Annotated in this window: 12 protein-coding genes and 1 tRNA gene; all 13 read left to right on the top strand. The window is 46.8% G+C overall.

The annotated features are described in order from the left end of the window. Positions 1-66: 66 nt before the first annotated feature. The 13 genes from GA003_09130 to GA003_09070 all read left to right on the top strand — a co-directional run bounded on the left by GA003_09130 (position 67) and on the right by GA003_09070 (position 18,343). Positions 67-1,740, top strand: coding sequence for an arylsulfatase (locus tag GA003_09130; GenBank protein QXD30095.1), 1,674 nt, complete (start codon positions 67-69; stop codon positions 1,738-1,740). A 189-nt stretch (positions 1,741-1,929) separates the two neighbouring features. Then, a complete protein-coding gene (locus tag GA003_09125; GenBank protein ID QXD30094.1) occupies positions 1,930-3,459 on the top strand; it encodes a PQQ-like beta-propeller repeat protein in 1,530 nt (509 codons plus the stop codon). Positions 3,460-3,461: 2 nt separating this feature from the next. Further along, entirely contained in the window at positions 3,462-5,504 is a 2,043-nt protein-coding gene (locus tag GA003_09120) for an arylsulfatase (protein QXD30093.1), read from the top strand. Between the two features lie 490 nt (positions 5,505-5,994). Further along, the gene (locus GA003_09115) at positions 5,995-7,482 is read left to right on the top strand and encodes a sulfatase-like hydrolase/transferase (protein ID QXD30092.1); all 1,488 of its coding nucleotides are present in this window, start codon (positions 5,995-5,997) and stop codon (positions 7,480-7,482) included. A 156-nt stretch (positions 7,483-7,638) separates the two neighbouring features. Continuing rightward, positions 7,639-9,000, top strand: coding sequence for a Gfo/Idh/MocA family oxidoreductase (locus GA003_09110; GenBank protein ID QXD30091.1), 1,362 nt, complete (start codon positions 7,639-7,641; stop codon positions 8,998-9,000). Positions 9,001-9,169: 169 nt separating this feature from the next. Then, the gene (locus GA003_09105) at positions 9,170-10,591 is read left to right on the top strand and encodes a divalent metal cation transporter (GenBank protein ID QXD30390.1); all 1,422 of its coding nucleotides are present in this window, start codon (positions 9,170-9,172) and stop codon (positions 10,589-10,591) included. Positions 10,592-10,616: 25 nt separating this feature from the next. Further along, positions 10,617-12,179: a sulfatase gene (locus GA003_09100; protein ID QXD30090.1), complete on the top strand. Its 1,563-nt coding sequence runs from the start codon at positions 10,617-10,619 to the stop codon at positions 12,177-12,179. A 373-nt stretch (positions 12,180-12,552) separates the two neighbouring features. Then, positions 12,553-13,962: an ROK family protein gene (locus GA003_09095; GenBank protein QXD30089.1), complete on the top strand. Its 1,410-nt coding sequence runs from the start codon at positions 12,553-12,555 to the stop codon at positions 13,960-13,962. Between the two features lie 266 nt (positions 13,963-14,228). Next, positions 14,229-15,077, top strand: coding sequence for a PIG-L family deacetylase (locus GA003_09090; GenBank protein ID QXD30088.1), 849 nt, complete (start codon positions 14,229-14,231; stop codon positions 15,075-15,077). A 58-nt stretch (positions 15,078-15,135) separates the two neighbouring features. Next, positions 15,136-16,632, top strand: coding sequence for a sulfatase-like hydrolase/transferase (locus GA003_09085; GenBank protein QXD30087.1), 1,497 nt, complete (start codon positions 15,136-15,138; stop codon positions 16,630-16,632). Between the two features lie 537 nt (positions 16,633-17,169). Next, positions 17,170-17,658: a hypothetical protein gene (locus tag GA003_09080; protein QXD30086.1), complete on the top strand. Its 489-nt coding sequence runs from the start codon at positions 17,170-17,172 to the stop codon at positions 17,656-17,658. Between the two features lie 144 nt (positions 17,659-17,802). Continuing rightward, positions 17,803-18,183, top strand: coding sequence for a GNAT family N-acetyltransferase (locus GA003_09075; GenBank protein ID QXD30085.1), 381 nt, complete (start codon positions 17,803-17,805; stop codon positions 18,181-18,183). A gap of 85 nt (positions 18,184-18,268) precedes the next feature. Continuing rightward, positions 18,269-18,343, top strand: a tRNA-Met gene (locus GA003_09070). Positions 18,344-18,861 lie beyond the last annotated feature (518 nt).

Genomic DNA, 18,861 nt, shown 5'->3' with positions numbered 1-18,861 from the left:
TTTTTGTTTAGTGTAGCCATGGTCGAGAGACCATGGAGAATGTATTTATAAGTTCTGATATCTTTTATGAAAATATACTTAATCCATCTTCTGCTGATCGTCTTTATTTGTTCACCTTTGAAGTCCGAGCGCCCCAACGTAATTCTCATCCTGGTCGACGATATGGGTTGGTCAAATATCGGGTGTTACGGCGGCATGGTTGAAACACCCAATATCGATCGCTTAGCCTCCGATGGACTACGTTTTGATCAATTCTACAATGCAGCTCGTTGTTGTCCTACCCGGGCTACTTTGATGACAGGGCTTCATCCACATCAGGTAGGCATAGGTCATATGACCTTACCCATGAGTAATAACGAAGATGCTCCTCCGGGAGTATCCAGAGGTTATGTGGCTTTGACCGAGGAAGATATGGCCGACGTGCCTTCTGCGTATCAAGGATATCTCTATTCACATATTCCAACCTTGCCAGAAATGCTGCAAGAAGCGGGATACGGAACTTATATAACGGGAAAATGGCATTTGGCTTCCGGGCAACCAGAAACTTGGCCTACTCAGCGTGGCTTTGATCGCTTCTATGGGCACCTGGCTGGAACGTCCGACTTCTTTGATCCAAGAAATTTGTACCGCGGCAATAATCCTATTCGAGCTCATGTTGAGCGTTACTACATTACGGATGCGATTTCGGAAGAAGCCATCGATTACATTACAGATCATCAGAATGAACGAGTAGGTGAACCGTTCTTTCTCTACCTGGCCTATAATGCGCCTCACTTTCCTCTCCAATGCATGCCCGAGGATTATGAAAAATATCGAGGACGATTTATGGAGGGCTGGGATGTGCTGCGCGCCAAACGACTAGCAAAGCAGAAAGAAATGGGATTAGTCCCCAAAAACACCAAACTGGCTCCTCGTCCTGATGTGGTACCAGCTTGGGATACGTTAACACCCGAAAAGCAAAACGAGATGGATGCGATCATGTCTACCTACGCAGCCATGGTGGATCGGGTGGATCAAAATATCGGCAAACTCATTAAGCACCTGGAGGACACCAATGACCTGGAGAACACCTTGATTTTCTTTTTATCAGACAATGGAGGAGAAGCGGAGACGGGACCGCTTGGTCAATTTAAGTTTGAAGATTTGGGGCAATACGGAAAAGGCGGCAACAAATACGGCCGTGGCTGGGCCACCCTGTCGAATACGCCGTTTCGCGAATACAAACATTATACTCATCAAGGAGGCGTTCAGACTCCCATGGTCGTGCATTGGCCAGACGGGATAAGTGCTGGACCAAAAAACCGTTTTGTTCGCCAGTATGGTTACTTGCCTGATATTGTTGAAACGATCATGGATGTTGCAGACGCGAGTCGTCCTTCTCATTACAAAGGAAAAAAAGTTCCGAGAGGAGAAGGTGTTAGTTTTGTGGAAACGCTAAAAGGCAGCAATATTCCCATTCATCAGGAGCCCATATGTATTGAGCACGAAGGAAATCGAATATCCCGGCTTGGTCGATGGAAGCTGGTATCCTATTACGACAAACCCTGGGAGCTTTTTGATTTGGATGCTGACCGCAGTGAATCCAATGATCTGATTAATAAGTATCCAGACATCGCCAAGAAGCTCATAAAAGCCTACGACGAATGGGCTGAGCGAGCAGGAGTCATTCACTGGGATGAAGCACAACACTTCAGTGTTTACGAGATACGTAAGGCAAAGCGGGCGCGGGAGAATAATTAGGGGCTAATACTACGACGCATCCATTCTTGTCTTGGTAGAAAATAAGATCTGCAAGAGTTGATTGGACCATAGAGGGAGTCTCATATAGTGGTGGTTAATTCATTTCAGATGATCGCTTGCCTCAGCTGGCAGGTCAGTTCTTAGTGATTTTTTCCTCTTTGAAGTATTTTCTTCCTACTACCCATTCGAATGAAATCTATATCTGTCGTTGCTCTTTTTGTGTCTGTAATTTCTGCTGCTGAAGACTGGCCTCAAGGAGGTGGCCCTTCGGGTGATTTTCAGATTGAAGAGAATCATCCAACTGAATGGAGCGTAGCGCTTGATCAAAACATCGCATGGAAAGCAACACTCCCTGAAACCGGACAAAGCACACCCATTGTTTCAAATGGTAAGGTGTTCTTTTCTACTGTGAAGCAGGTTCAAAAGGATACGAAACTAGCTAGCGATATTGTCGCTTGGTGTGTGGATGCAAAATCCGGAAAGGTTCAGTGGAAGCGACCTATCCCAGGACCGTATCCATTAAGAATATCAGGAGCTTTTAGTGACAGTAGCTCTCCACCCGCGGTGTGCGATGGTGAGCGGGTCGTCTTTAGCAATGCCTCGGGGACGATTGTGTGTTTTGACCTTATAGATAAAACCGTCTGGAAGCGTGACTTATTGACCGTGGGGCTGTCCATTCCATTTCTGCATGATGGGAAGCTCATCTATACGTCCCATAGTTATCCTCCTGAGGAAGGAAAATTTCCACACACCCATAAAGATGAGCCTTTTCAGAAGTGGACCAAATTACAGGCTTTGAATATAGAAACGGGGGAAGAAGTGTGGACGACCAGCTGTGGGGTGAACATGGGCTGTGCTATACTTCCTCAAAGACTTAGCGACGGTCGCTCCGTTGCTTTGGTTGGACGCAGGGGAGGGCACTCTCCGCCGGAACGACCAGAAGGCGTGTCACTGGTGAACCTGAATACTGGAACTACCATGTGTACGCTACCGCTTGAGGGTTACATGAGCACACAGACGAATCTTATTCGAAACGATAAGGTTCATATCTTTCACAAGGCTTCACACCTGACCTTGAATGCCGTATCCGGACAAATTGAGAAACAGGTCTCAATTATTGATGATATTTCTACGCGCAAACGTAGTGGAGATGCTTGGACCTCCACTCGAGTAACCTTGGAATCCAAAAAAGGAAGGATGATCACTCAGGGATCGAACTTGTTAGTAGGAAATTATCACTATTATCGCAGTTATACCTCGCCCTATCTAGGTCCAGTAAACGTGGATACAGGCGCTGTAGAGCACTTGGAATTACCTCTACAGCTTTCACGAGTTCCTGGAGATGAAGAGCAATTCAAGTGGTACGTGGCGCCGAGATCTAAGGATGAGCCGGAAATGAGACTCCAAGCCTTTGCAGAGAACGATATGATCAATTCGAGGGGATATGTTGTATTTGATGATGCACGTTCCAAAGGAAATGGCTGGGGACATATCGCTGCACCAACGATGTCTGTGGCGGGGGACTACCTGTGCATTCCCGTTATGAGCGGGACGGTGTATGTCATCAGACACGATGTGAATGTGCTCAACGAAAGTGCTATAGAGGCCGTTAATGATTTAGGCCCCGTGGGCAAATCCTGGACGCGGGCTAGTCTTTCTTTCTCAAACGGAAAGGTATTCGCTCATACAATTCGTGAATTAATCGCCATAGGAAATTAGGGATGATGAAGAATTATAAGTTTATCGCGCTGTTATTATTTGTTTCGTTCCTGAACACCTACTCTCAAACGAAACCAAACATCATCCTCATGATGGCAGACGACATGGGGATGGGAGACACAAGCGCTTACCAGGACTTTACCGGAAATGCAGACGAAGTACAGGTGCACACCCCACAGATGGAACGATTGGCAGAACTAGGTATGCGCTTCACGGATGCGCATACTCCATCTTCGAGGTGCACGCCTACCCGGTATGGCTTACTTACAGGCCGCTATCCGTGGCGTAATCGTTTAAAGCACTGGGTGCTCTTTGGCTCTCAAGGCGACCCCATGATTGAGGCTGATCGACCCACCATTGCCTCCATGCTAAAAGACAACGGTTATAAAACAGCTATGTTTGGCAAGTGGCATGTAGGGCTTCGCTATCGTCAGTCGGATGGGCGTCCAGCAGCAGGTTGGGACGATGCAGATCTTACTAAGCCACTACACACTTCTCCTCTGGATCATGGATTCGATGTAGCACGATACACTTCGCGTTCACACAAGTCATCCGGTCCGGACATTAAGGATGGAAAGACGGTGAATATTCGTGGCCCAGGCCACATTGATGGCAGGACAGTGATTGGGGCAACCGGTATCGGAAAAGAAACTGAAGCAACGGGTCCTAACGCCTACATTTTAACTAAACTTGGGAGCCGTCATTCTGATAACGCAATTAATTTCCTGAATGACCATATCAAAAATACGGATACGAAAGAAAAACCATTTTTTCTTTATTATCCTTCAAACTCCAATCACGGACCTTATACACCTGATGAATCCATCGGTGGTGTTCTTGTTGATGGAGCTGCCAGAACTGTGGCGGGGCAACCCATGGACATGCGCCACAATTATATTTACGAAAACGATGTAGCTCTTGGTCGTCTCATCGATTGGTTGCATGAAAACGAGGACCCACGACATCCAGGGAAGAAGTTGTTCGAAACGACCCTTGTGATTTTTACGAGTGACAATGGTGCTGAAAAGAACAGCGACATAGCATCGGGTCCCTTTCGCAGTCACAAGGGGTCCGCTTATGAAGGTGGGCATCGAGTTCCCTTTATTGTCAGCTGGCCGGGTGGCCATATTCCCATCGGCACCAGTGTCTCACCCATATCCTTGCAGGACCTTTACACCACCTTTGCTGAAGTGTTAGGCGTGAAGCTGCCGAATCTTAGGGTTGGGGATAAAGGCGCGGAAGACAGCTTCAGTGTCCTTTCAGCGTTTCGCGGAGAAGAACTGAAGAACCGTCCCCCTTTATTTTTCAATGATCACAAAGAGGCCAAAGAAGATCCTGCGGCCTCGGCCATTCGTGTAGATTCACCGATGTTAGATGGTCGCGTTTACGAGGGGCAGTGGAAGCTGTTTTTCGACGGCCAGCTTCTGCGGTCTGGAACGGCCAATCCTTACGAGCTGTACAACCTGGCAGAAGATCAATGGGAGCGCAAAAACCTGATCAGTGAAGCGAGGCTAAAGCCTTTGATCAATCACTTATCTGAGTTGGCGCTATATCATAGAAATGCAGGCGGACACCGATACACCGAATTCGCAAACGAAGATCCCATCATCTTTGATTGGCGAGATGGACATTTTTCCTCGAATGAAACCATAGATGACTTGACCTTATCTCTAGTATCCAATGGCGGTTCACTTGAAGGCACAAACATCGGGGTGGGAGTATCAGGTGGAGGCTCCCCATTCGTAGAATCAGGCGAAGCAATACTGCTGAAATTCAACCAAGAGGTAATTGTTGATTCGGTGACATTGGTTTCCGCGACTGAATCCAGCGGAGGTTTTTATCAGGTCGGTGAGAATGCACCTTTGTCGATTTATTGCGTGAATGCCGATATTGATGACAGAGACCAGAGCGGAGTATTGAGTGACATTGGTTTCCTGAAAGCTGGAACAGAACTTCGCTTGGACGGTTCTCCTCACTATGGTGTAGAGACAGCCGGTAACTGGAGATTGCAAAGCTTAAGCGTTCGAAAAGTAAAATCCGATTAGATTTGGTACATCAAGACCCTGTGGTGGGTGTGACATTTTGTAGGACATCCTTTTAAACTGCGTTGGTAGCAGGGCGACGGCACCGGCGTTGTTATCGACCGTTAAGGTGGCAGTCGATAGCTATGAAGAAAAAACCAGGAAGGGTATCAGTAGGAGTAACTTTTTCATAATACTAAGAGAGTAGGTGAATATTTAAACGACCGAGGAGTTTACGTTCGGTCGATAAGAACGAAAATTCATTATAGATTAACCCTGGACAGCTACAAGCGACAAAGGCTTCAGCTTCCCTGTGTATGGTTGTCTAGAAAGCGGAAGATTTTAATCAGGGAATCAATTAGTTACCTATACCTTTTGGATATAATCTTTTCATAAGCAGATAAATCACCGCCGCTCTGCCCCATTGTTGAATCAATTAGAAAGTCAGAACTTTCTATTATTGATTTATGTTATTTTCGTTAGGATGCTGCCGGATAAGTCCTACCTTACATCTATGCTTCAGAAATATCTTCGATCTTACCTGATCCTACTTTCTTTAACTCTTGGAGTTGCGACAAGTGGCACTCTCACGGCAAAAAAGCCTAATGTCCTGTTCATTTTTGCAGATGACCAGAGTTATGAAACGATTAATGCGCACGGCTATGATGAAGTCAGCACGCCAAACCTGGACACGCTGGCTGATACTGGAGTTAGTTTTTATAACGCTTACAACATGGGTGGCTGGAACGGCGCCATTTGTATTGCATCCCGCACAATGATGCAGACCGGCCGTTTCATCTGGCGTGCCCACCAGGTTGATAGCCGAAAAAAGCTAGATGAGCTCAAGGCAAAAGGACAAACCTGGCCGCAGCTCATGGAAGCCGCTGGCTACGAGACCTACATGTCTGGAAAATGGCACGTGAAGATACCTTCTGCTGAAATTTATCAGCACGCTATACACGAACGTCCTGGCATGCCCAATCAGACGCCTGAAGGATATGTTCGTCCTATTGAGGGACAGCTAGACAAGTGGTCGCCCTACGACCAGTCGTTCGAAGGCTTCTGGAAAGGCGGAAAACACTGGAGTGAAGTTCTTGCCGATGACGCGGAAACCTTTCTGGACGATGCCTCGGAAAGTGAAAAACCATTCTTCATGTTTCTAGCATTCAATGCACCGCATGATCCACGCCAAGCCCCCAAAAAGTTTGTCGACATGTATCCGCAGGAGAAGGTCAAGGTGCCCGTTAATTACATGCCATCCTATCCCTATAAGCATGACATCGGACTTTACGGAACGCAAAAGGCGGACGGAAGTTGGGCTATGCAACGGGACGAAAACTTGGCGCCACATCCTAGGACTGAATATTCAGTGCGTGTAAACCGCCAGGAGTACTTCGCCATCATCTCTCATATGGATGAGCAGATTGGCCGTATTTTACAGAAACTCGAAGAAACCGGCCAAAAAGATAACACTTACATTTTCTTCACTGCTGATCACGGGTTGTCTGTGGGACACCATGGATTGATTGGAAAACAGAATATGTATGAACATAGTCTGAAGGTTCCGTTTTTGGTCGTTGGCCCCGATATTCCGAAAGGGGAAAGCCGTGATCAGTTCATCCACTTACAGGATGTGATGGCAACTTCCCTCGAGCTGGCTGGGGTCAAAAAACCTGAGTACGTCGAATTCAGTAGTTTGTTGCCCCTCATTGGGGATGCGAAAAGGGAAAGCCATTTAGGTGACTCTGTTTATTTTGCCTATACGCCAACCTTACAACGCGCCATTCGGGTAGGGGACTACAAATTAATTGTTTATCCACCGGTTAAGACGGTACGTTTGTTCAATATTGCTGAAGATCCTGAGGAAATGCGTGACTTGGCTGGACTCCCCGCACAATGGGGGCGAATTCGGGAAATGTTTCAAGAGCTCCTTGCCCAACAGGAAAAAATGGAGGACCCATTGGACCTGAAATCGACGTTTCCAGATCTTGCGTCCCACTGAGCCAAGCAATTAGCTCCTATAGCATTCACTATTAGCGATTTAGAAAAACGGCAGAAATCGCTTTTTAGGAATCGCATGCAAAAGCCAAAACAACTACTATTATCTCTTAGTTATTATTAATACCTTCTAAGCACTTCGCACAAAACAACTAGAATTATGAAGACTACCCCAATTGATCGACGTTCGTTCGTTAAATCTTCAGCTGCCGTTGGCGCTGGTTTAATGGTTATGCCTAGCGGCACTTTATTCGGACAGAATTCCGCCAATAACAAACTCAATATCGCTCTGATAGGAGCCTACGGGCGCGCCAAGGCCCACTACAATGTGTTGAAATCACAGAATGTAGTCGCGCTCTGCGATGTGGACGACCGCATGATGGCCAAGGCGGTTAAAGAATTTCCCAAAGCCAAAACCTATAAGGATTGGCGCGTAGCGCTTGATCAGCCGGACATTGACGCGGTGGTAGTTTGTACTCCCGACCATACGCACGGTCATCTCGCTTCCTGGTCTTTGAATCGTGACTATCATGTATATCTTGAGAAGCCACTCGGCAATTGTGTGCACGAAGCCCGCTACAATCGCCTCAAATACCTGGATAAGAAAGATAAGCTCGCAACGCAAGTAGGAACGCAGCGTCACGCAGGCCCCAATTTTGCCCGCGTCCGCGAGCTCATCAAAGATGGAGCCATTGGTGAAGTTAGAGACGTACATGCCTGGGGTAATCGCGAACTTCGTTCTCCTGGATACCCAGAACCAAGCGGAAAGCCACCCAGGGAACTGGATTGGGATCTCTGGCTTGGACCCTCTCCTGATCATGGATACAGCGATGGATATTTTGCTGCCCAGATCCCTTCCTACGATCGCCCGGGTTCAAATTGCCTGAGCTGGAATCGATACTGGGATTTTGGTTGCGGACAGATTGGTGACATGGGTGCACACACCATGGATTTGGTTTGGAATGCGCTGGATGCTGATTTGCCAACGACTGCTGAAGCCAAAGGTGAAGCCTTTAGTGACGAAACGGTACCCGTGGACATGCACTCCTGGTTCATGATACCAGCAAACAAATGGCGTGGAGAGATTCGCGTCAACTGGTGGCAAGGTGCTATGAAACCCAAGATGCCTAACAAGTTTATCGACGTTAGCAAAATTGGTCATGGTGGAATGTTTATCGGATCCGAAGGAGCCTTGGTATGCGATTTCACTACGAGAGCCATCCTTCCATACGGTAAGGTTGCGGATATGACTTATTATGAGCCACGGCCTAAAAAGAAAGTCGCGCCTCCCGCTAAAGGATTCCAGGAAGAGTGGATTGATGCCGCCAAGGGCAACAAGAAGACTTCCTGTAACTTCGACTACAATGGTAAGATGATGGAAATGATGTTCCTGGGACTCACCGCTTTCTCTGCCGGGGAAAAGCTCAAATACGATGGTAAGAAAGGTAAGCTCATAGGTCACAATAAAGCATACAAACCGTTTAAGAAAACGTATCGCGACGGTTGGCCTCTAAACGGCTAGATCTCCATTACAATTAATCTTTAGAGAGGGTGCGGAACACGCACCCTGTCTCATTCTCAATCACTAGTAGTTCCCCATGAGTGAATCGTCTCCTATAGAAGCAAGTTCATCCTCCGTACGCGAAGCCCCAAAAACACTGGGAGGAATTATAAAAGAACTCGGACCGGGTCTGATTATCGCGGGTTCGGTGGTCGGCTCAGGGGAATTGATAGCCACAACGGTTGCGGGAGCAGAAGCAGGATTCTTTCTTCTCTGGGTTATACTCATTGGCTGTTTCATAAAAGTATATGTTCAGCTTGAAATAGGTAAGTTCACAGTACTGACCGGAAAGACCTCATTGGCCAGCTTGGGGCAACTCAAAGGCTGGAAGCCCATGGGGCTCCATTGGATCGCCTGGTTTGCGATGCTTGTATTTTTAGGTTCTATCGGCCAGATGGGTGGAGTCGTTGGCGGAGTAGGGCAGGCCTTAACGCTTTCAGCGCCCATTACGGAAGTCGGACGCGCTAACAATGAAGCATCCGATGCTCAGGTGCGATCTCAGATGGCGCATGTGGAGGGTATTGAACTTTCTGATACCATAGCTGTTCCTGATGTAATGCCCGAGCCAGGTCCTGATGTTTATATCTGGGCACTGATCATTTCGATAGGCACCGCAGTCATCCTTTACCTCGGACGTTATAAATTCATTGAAAAAGCCGTAACCATTTTTGTCGTTGGATTTACGATCATGTCGATGGTGAATCTCTTCATGCTACAGGGGACTGCAACTTGGGGCATAAGTTGGGGAGAATTTGTTCAGGGCTTAAAGTTTCAACTCCCACCCAAAGTAGAAGGACTCTATCCGCTTGCCACGGCCTTGGCGGCATTTGGCATCATAGGAATGGCGGCAGGTGAGTTAATTTTTTACCCTTACTGGTGCTTGGAAAAAGGATACGCAAAGTTTGTCGGAAAAAGAGAAGACAACGCGTATTGGGAAAGCCGAGCCCATGGATGGATCCGTGTCATGAAATGGGATGCTTGGTGTTCGATGGCTGTGTATACTATATCGACAGTGGCATTCTATTTATTGGGCGCAGCAGTATTAGGACGTGCAGGCTTGCATCCGGAAGGGATGGACATGATTCGCACACTTTCAGCCATGTATGAGCCGGTATTCGGAGAATGGGCAGTAGGGATTTTTCTAATCGGCGCAGTCGTAGTTCTTTACTCAACTTTTTTCGTGAATAATGCCAGCAGTGCCTATGTCTGGGCTGATGCCGTATTTCAAATACGTGGAGGTAAAAAGAGCGGCACCACTCGTTATTCACTGCATCGATTTTTCTGTGTCGCACTTCCTTTGACCGCGTTTGTTTTGTTTTATTTTATCCCCAAACCCAAGGCTTGGATTATGCTCGCAGGCATGATGCAAACCCTGATGCTCCCTCTGCTCGGTTATGCGGCTATTAAGTTCCGATTCGATGTGGGAAGTCGTTCTTTTCGAACCAGAAGATTTGGGGATATCATGATATTTGTATCAGCTATTGCTCTCTGTGTTGCAGGCGGCTGGTTGTTGTTGACTTTATTGTTCCCCGGGATTCGTGAATTGGGGTAACTATTTTATACCTAAGAAAAATAATATGACCCGTGTATTGCTCACCCTCATTGCATCCTTGTATGTAATTCTAACGATTGCCTGTACGGCAGAAACTTCTACAGATACTCCCAACATCATCTTCTTTTTTACCGATGACCAAGCCTACGATACCTTGGCCAGTTACGGAAATCCGGATGTAAAAACCCACAATATTGATCGTTTAGGTAGCCAGGGTGTTATCTTTGATCGACATTACGATACCACAGCTATATGCATGGCAAGCCGGGCGAATGTGATGACCGGTCTCTATGAATACAAGTCTGGAACTAACTTCATGCACGGGCCTATGACGAAAGACATATGGAGTCGTTCATATCCGCTACTGTTACAGCAAGCAGGTTACCGGACTGGATTTGGCGGGAAGTTTGGTTTTGCTGTAGTCGACGATCCAAACAAAGGCGGCAAAGATAATAAATGGGACCACATCCCCAACGAAGACTTTGACTTTTGGGTCGGTGGCCTAGGGCAGACCTCTTACGACACGGTCAAAAACGAATACCTCGCCCGATTTACTGATAAATACCCTCACAGTTCACGTGCCTACGGTGCTGCTGGTCAGGAATTCATCGAGGATTCCGTAAAGGCGGGAAAAAAATTCTGTCTAAGTATTTTCTTTAAGGCTCCACACCGTCCCGTTCAACCCGATCCGATGTTCGACGACGTTTACAAGGATACCGTTTTTAGAAAGCTTCCCAACTATGGCCGAGAAGCTGGAGAGCACTTGGCGCATCAGAGCCGTATGGGTAGACAATTTGGCCGCTTCACTGTTTGGGATTATCATACTGATGAGAAGTATCAGAAATCATTAAGAAAATATCACCAGCAGATTTATGGCGTGGATTATGCGGTCGGTATGATTGTTGAGGAATTGGAACGCCAAGGTGTCGCAGACAATACCCTCATTATATTTACGTCCGACAATGGTTTCTTCAACGGTTCGCATGGCATGGGGAGTAAAGTGCTTCTTTATGAAGAAGGAGCCCGCGTGCCCTTGATCATTTACGATCCGCGTTCGAAATCAAAAGGCAATGGACGACGAGTGTCATCAGTCACGGGCAACGTCGATATGGCGGCAACCATACTCGATGCAGCTGGTGTTGAATTCCCAGACAACATAGACGGAAAAAGCCTCCTTCCAATCGTCCAAGGCAAGGAGGAATCAGTTCGAGAATCGTTGCCGCTTTTCAATGTATGGGGTACACAGGGAACTACCTGTATGACCATCGTCACCGAAACGCATAAGTATCTTTATTGGCCCTATGGTGAAGAGTTTAAGCCAGGAGAAGAATTGTTCGACCTCAAGAACGATCCTTATGAGTTAAAGAATGTCATTAATGATCCATCCCAAGCCAAAGCATTGGAATCTATCCGCACAGAATACCAAGCAGAGTTGGCTCGCTGGAAAGAAGAGGCAGTCCCATACAACGACTATCAGCAATTTGGCACCATTCTAGATCCGGCTATTCCTTGGGCGAAAAAGAAAGATCTGTTTCCCAAAGGCTTTTCGACTGGTATGCGCTACTACACGGGGGAGATTGCGAACTAGGTTCTTTCCTCTATCAATTTCCCAAGTATATGAAGCCATGCTGGTGACAGCATAGATGACGGTATTTTATGCGAGTCCAATTTCTTTACCGGAGTCGAACCCTGCATGACGAGTTCGTCCACGGTCTCACGATTGTGGCTACAACTTGGTGTGTAATTCTAGGACAGTTTTGCGGCAAATAATTCCACTTCTGCAATATCTTCGTTTCCTTAGTTTCCTTCTTTTCAAAATCTAGGTTGTTGTAAGCTAGCTCCTCTCTATTTTTTTGCCCTTAATCGATTCTGTTAAGTTTTCGAAGATTTGGGCTAAATCATGTTTATTCTGATGTGCTATAACTAGTTATCGTCTGCCCGATGACTGACCGTTAGCCATTATGACTACTGCTGAATTACTCAAAGTTACGCCGAAGCAAGTTCCAGTACTGGATCCGGGATTTGTGCCTGCCGCACTGTGGAATAAGGCCTTTAGAAAAGCCTGTACTCGAATACCTGGATCCGAACCGTTCGCAATCGCACTAAAAAGGAGAGATGGAACCGTATCCCGATTCAGCACTTCCATTCTACGCCATGAGGGTGAAGCGCGTGGGCTAAATGTATATTACATTGGGCGGATATTGAAATTTCTGCTGTGGCAAAAAGGCGGATACCAAATCTTCATAAGCGGTAATGTGGATCTCTTTGAATCTCTCAAAAGCATCTATGCACCCGGTGGCGCTCGTGAGTTCGATTACTATTTCATGGGCGATAAAGTTTATGGCCGTGATTTCGAAATGCTTCTTGTGTCGTCAGGCGAATTGCCGGAAGAAAACGAGGCCGATGTAACTCTGGGGCGAAACATGGACGGGTGTCGTATTGGGTTTGATCTAGGAGGAAGCGACAGGAAATGTGCCGCTATGATCGATGGAGAAGTGGTGTTCTCTGAAGAGATCAAATGGGATCCCTATTTTGAAAAAGACCCTAATTATCACATCGAGGGGGTGCAGGATACACTGAAGCGAGCCGCATCAAAGCTTCCCCGCGTCGATGCCATTGGGGGAAGCGCAGCTGGAGTCTATGTAAATAATGAGGTTCGGGTGGGCTCCATTTTTAGAGGCGTTCCACAAGATGAATTTGATACGCAGATCCGCCGCATGTTTTATACGTTGAAAGAACGCTGGCATGGCATCCCATTTGAGGTGGTCAACGACGGCGAAGTGACGGCACTTGCAGGAGCGATGTCGATGAACGATAATGGTGTGCTTGGAATTTCTATGGGCACCAGTCAGGCAGCTGGCTATGTGGATCCGAATGGCCACATCAAGCCCTGGTTGAATGAACTGGCGTTTGCCCCTATTGATTACAGTGATACCGGTCATCGAGATGAATGGTCTGAAGACATTGGGGTAGGGGCACAGTATTTTTCTCAACAAACAGTGGCACGCCTATTGCCTCATGCGGGAATTGAAGTGGAGGAAGGCATGGGTTTTCCTGAACAACTTGAATACCTCCAGGAAGAAATGAATCGGGGGAGCGATGAAGCCCCAAAAGTTTACGACACGATCGGAACTTACTTTGGCTATTCCATCGCTCACTATGCAGATCTTTATGATTTTCATAACCTACTCATTCTCGGTCGTGTGACTTCCGGTGAGGGAGGCGAGATCATAATCGAGAAAGGAAAGCAGGTCCTTCAGGAAGAGTTCCCGGAATTTGCCGATAAAATAAATTTAAGAACTCCTAACGAACAAGACAAACGTCATGGACAAGCCGTAGCGGCGGCCAGCCTTCCGGTTATAAAAAATTAATCTCAAAAGTTTCAATCGCCTTCGCAAGTGGAGGCATTAAATAAATAGAAAAGAGCTAGTATAAAACTCTCTAATTATTTTCAAAACCTCATTAAAAGTGAACATCTACCGATACACTTCCGAACGCTAAAACCGACATGCGCGATGAGCTGCGTTTCAGCCCACAATCCACTTGATCATGTAGTCATCTACACTCCTGCGTAAGCTTGTGAACTGCGCCTTGCTCTTCATCGCATCTCGGTATTTTAAAACCATTGAGTAAACCCATGGAATTTAATAAGACGACTGCCCAAACCTATATCCCAGATGGTTCTGATCTGAATACAGCACTCAGCAAGACTACGCACTTAGCAATTGGCGCGCATCAGGATGACTTGGAAATCTTTGCTTACAACGGTATTGCTGCCTGTTATGGTCAACGCAACCAATGGTTCACTGGGGTCACTGTCACCAACGGGGCAGGAAGCTCACGTGTCGGGGTCTACGAAGATTACACCGATGAGGAAATGGTTCAGGTGCGAGCTGACGAACAAAATAAGGCCGCATTCGTTGGAGATTATGCCGCACAATTTCAGATGGACTATAGTTCCTCTGAGATAAAGGACACTTCGAATGATTCCGCGACCGAAGACCTGGTGCAGATCCTAGAGAAAGCAGGAGCTAAAACGGTGTACCTTCATAATCCAGCCGACAAACATGATACGCATATCGCAGTTTTAGCTAAATCGTTGGCCGCCTTGCGGAAGCTTCCAGACGCGTTAAAACCCGAGAAGGTATATGGCTGCGAAGTCTGGCGTGACCTGGACTGGATGTTGGATAGCGATAAATCGGTTCTCGACTGCAGCCAATACGAGAACATGGCCCAGTCCCTGGTAGCCCTTTATGATTCCCAGATCAGTGGCGGTAAACGCTACGACCTTGCTACCGCAGGCCGACGACTTGCCAATGCCACTTACTTTGTTTCACACTCTAGCGACGATGCGACTGCCCTTACCTGGTCTATGGATCTGACTCCTTTGGTCTTAGATCCATCTTTATCGATTAAAGACTATACACTGGAGTTCATAGATCGCTTTAAAGCGGATGTCGGAGAAAAACTGGACCGACTTATTTGATAATTCTGGAAGAGTTTTTTGATGGCCAAAGCTTGATGGACTAAGGATCATTCGGGATATGAAAGCCTGGCCACTTACCCTAAACCTCTGCCTATTTTTCGCTCAGTTCAGCCTCACGGCAGCAGAGAGACCTAATATTGTCTTTCTTTTTGCCGATGACCAACGAGCGGACACCATTGGAGCACACGGCAATCCTCACATTCAAACGCCTCATCTAGACTCATTAGCTGAGAGTGGATTCAGCTTTTTGCGTAACTACTGTGCCGGCTCATACAGCGGGGCAGTCTGTGTAGCCAGTCGGTCCATGCTAATGACCGGACTCCATTGGATGAATTTACCTGAAGGGAACAAGTCCAGGAGCTGGGCTAAGCTGCCAATTCTACCTGCTATTCTGGAAAAAGAAGGGGGCTACTCCACTTATATTGTTGGGAAATGGCACAATGGATTGGAAACGCTCCAGGCTTCTTTTTCCAATGGCAAATCGGTCTACATGGGCGGCATGGTCGATCACACGGATTTCGTGGTTCAGGATTACGTTAACGGAGAGCTAACGCCGAAAAGATCAGCTGGAGGATTTTCCAGCACGGTATTTGCGGATGCAGCCGTTGAATTCATTGATGATGCCAATGAAGAGCATCCATTCTTTTTATACGTAGCTCTTACCGCTCCACACGATACTCGAAATCCACCTGTCAAGTATCGTGAGATGTATTACAACAACCGTCCTCCATTGCCTGAAAACTATTTACCCTATCACCCGTTTACGAATGCGTCTCAGGTTACGGGTGGTCGTGATGAAGGTTTAGCTCCCTGGCCAAGACCCCCAGAAGTAATCAGTGACCAACTCTGTGAATATTACGGACTGATTACTCATCTAGACGAGCAAGTAGGTCGTGTCATCGATGCCGTCAAAAACGGACCGCATGCTGACAACACCCTAATTATCTACACCGCTGATCATGGATTAGGCATGGGCAGCCATGGCTTGCTGGGAAAGCAAAATGTTTACGAACAGAGCATGCGCGCTCCATTAATCCTAAGTGGTCCTGGCGTGCCAGTCGGCAAGTCGAGCAAGGCCTATTCCTACGTCCATGACCTTTACGCGACCATTTGCGGATTTGCGGGAATTGAAGCGCCTTCGAACATAGATTCGATTGATCTAAATCCGCTCATGTCTGGAAAAAAGAAATCTGCCCACAAAACTGCATTTCTACCGTTCCAGGATAATCAGCGAGCGATCAGTGATGGCAGCTGGAAATTGCACGTGTATCCGAAAATAAATCACATACTACTTTTTGATCTTAAAAACGACCCGCATGAAATAAACAACTTGGCGGAATCTCCCGAGCATCAAAAGCAACTCCAACGAATGATGGGCCTCATGGAGCAAGCAAGGGATCAATATGGAGATCCAGATCCTCTGCTCGTCGCCAACCCGAAATCTAAAATCCCAGTCTACGACAATGAGAAGCGGACGTTGGACGTATGGCAGCCCAAATGGATACGGGACAAATATTTCGGAGGCCGGGAAAGAGCTGATCATGGATCCAAATAATTGTTCGCGCACATAATGAGTGGACCGACTGTATATAATGACAACAGAGCGCTGAGTCATTCCCAATCAAATCAACCGTTGTGGGCGATTACTTCCTATTTTAATCCCTGCAATTACGCTAATAGACGATCCAACTACGATATCTTCAGGAAGCACCTTAAGATACCGTTAGTAACGGTAGAATTATCCTTTACGGGTGAATATCATCTACCAGCCGATGATGCCGAACTGATGATTCAGTTAACAGGGAAAGATATCATGTGACAGAAGGAACGTTTGCTCAACGTAGCAATCGAGGCTTTGCCTGAATCCTGCAGAAAGGTGGCCTGGTTGGATTGTGATATTGTTTTTGAAAACCATGAGTGGGCTCTTGAAGCAGAAGAAGCACTCGAACGTCATAAGGTCATTCAACCTTTTGCGCATTCATATAAACTTAATCGAGGAGCACCACCTGGATGTTTCTCGCCGAATCATAGCTCACAAAAATGCGAATCATTAGCTAGGGCCCTTGGAGCTAACAAACGCATCCATGATCTAATGCAATCCACAGACAAGAGGGCTTGGGGACTCACACGCGGCTTAGCTTGGGCAGCCCGACATGAGCTTCTCGATAGACATAAGTTGTATGATGCTTGCTTTGTAGGGGGAGGGGATGGTCCCATTCTAAGTGGAGTGTTAGGGAACTTTGAAGACATTTCCGGAAACCTCAAAATGAATCCCAAACGAAAGGAGCATTTCTTAGATTGGGCTATTCCTTTTTATCGTGAAGTCGCTGGCGATCTTGGGTTTGTCTCTGGCAATATTTATCATCTATGGCATGGGGCAATAAAGGACCGTAATTATGACAAGAGACGTGCGGGACTTGAGCAGCATGAATTCAATCCATACACAGATATCGCAATTGATGAAAGTGGTTGTTGGCGTTGGAACAGTAACAAGCCCGAACTACATACCTACTTGAGAGACTATTTTTCTCTACGAATGGAAGACGGGGCCCAGGATATCAACAATGACAGAATTGAATAGTCCCGAGATCGAACTGAGACTGGCTTCGTATTCTGATTGGCCTGCCCTGGCGCCTCTCCACCACTTTAGTCACTCTGAGTCCTTCAAGCCCTATGCTTCTCAAGATTGGCTCACCAGTCGGGTTTTAAGTGACTATGAAAAGGATTGAAAAAAAGAGCCCTAGACGACCGAATTACAATCTGGATTGCCTCAGCAGACATCCGTATTGCAGGCATGGTTTCCCTAAAGCCGGACACTGCCTACCAAGATAAAGATGACTTGGGTTCGGCTGCATATTTGGAGGGAATGCATGTTCATCGGGATTTCATCAGACAAGGCCTTGGTCGTAGGTTGATTCGACAGGCATTAGCTCATTCAAGGGCAGAGAAATATTTCGCTGTCTACCTTCACGTTATGAAAGATAACCTTCCTGCATACCAGCTATTCAAGTCGGAGGGGTGGATACCAAAAGAAGAAATCCCCATGGGGCTTGAAGGTGTCCCCATTCTCTTGTGTAGGCAAGAATTGGGCTTAGCGAATGACTAATTGCATGGCCATTTATGGATTTTGGTTTTGCTTGTCGGGACTTGACTTAGCAAGAATAAGTCCTTTCATCCGCTATTTCAAAAATGCCAGAGTAGCTCAGTGGTAGAGCAGGAGACTCATAAGCTCTTGGTCGGCAGTTCAACTCTGCCCTCTGGCACCATTTGTAATCTATTGCTGATAAAGAAAATACGATCATTTATCGTTTTAGAAAAGAGCTTTCTGCAGGTCGCTGTGAGCCACTTGTGGGCCATTATCACGAATTCAATCCCTTATTTTCCCCTTTATTCCTAAGAGCTGAAAGGTGCCTAGGGGAGCTTATCAGCTTCAGAAGGAGACTGTAGGACTGGCACAAGGCAGAAGAAGTGACTTAGTCCCCAAGGAGGACCAAGTTATTAATCCTACACTTGCTGACGCTGTCATAAGTATGAACCGCACCTGCCAAGTAGAATCCAGAGGCTTGCAGCTGTGCCCTGGTCCCTATTCCTGTTAAAGCTAATTAGGGGTAGGGTAGGTCGCCATATAAAGCCTGGGGTAGTCGCTGGTATATAAACGCTCCCATCTATCCAACACATTCGAATACGAAGACAGGGGTCCCCTTTCTGTGAAACACAAGTGGAGTGGTCGTATCCGAATTCCTCTGAGTGTAGGCATTAGCTAATCTCTAAAAATATTGTAGTA

It is taken from the genome of Opitutia bacterium ISCC 52, assembly GCA_014529675.2.
Lineage (GTDB): Bacteria > Verrucomicrobiota > Verrucomicrobiia > Opitutales > UBA2995 > UBA2995.
The sequence above is the reverse complement of the archived record's forward strand: the minus strand, read 5'-3'. Positions and strand labels throughout refer to the sequence as shown.